Below are 294 nucleotides of genomic sequence, written 5' to 3'. Positions count from 1 at the left end.
CCCTTAAGATAGGTGAGGCCGTATTTTTTGATTGAATTCATGGGAAAAAGAAAGGCTGACCGATTACCGACCAGCCTTTATAGGATTGTTGAAGTTATTAAAGTTTGATTTCACCCAGAAAATGATCGAAAGTATCACCACGAAGTCCCAATCGGATAGTTTCCAAAGGGATCACTTCGGATGGGCTGATATTTCCAAGATTTACATTGGCTCCCAGAAGTTTGATAAACCATACCTGCTGAGATTTTTGTGGGGCTTCCCAAATGATGCGTTCCTCAGGAACCTGAGTTAGGA

Annotated in this window: 1 protein-coding gene; it reads right to left on the bottom strand. The window is 41.8% G+C overall.

What is annotated here, in order from left to right; all coding sequences use genetic code 11:
* Window positions 1–97 precede the first annotated feature (97 nt).
* A partial coding sequence (locus ACNKXV_RS14305) for a phosphosulfolactate synthase (protein ID WP_417908382.1) occupies window positions 98–294 on the bottom strand: 197 nt, incomplete at its 5' end.

The organism is Christiangramia aquimixticola (genome assembly GCF_048285835.1).
GTDB classification, from domain to species: Bacteria; Bacteroidota; Bacteroidia; order Flavobacteriales; family Flavobacteriaceae; genus Christiangramia; species Christiangramia aquimixticola.
The sequence above is the reverse complement of the archived record's forward strand: the minus strand, read 5'-3'. Positions and strand labels throughout refer to the sequence as shown.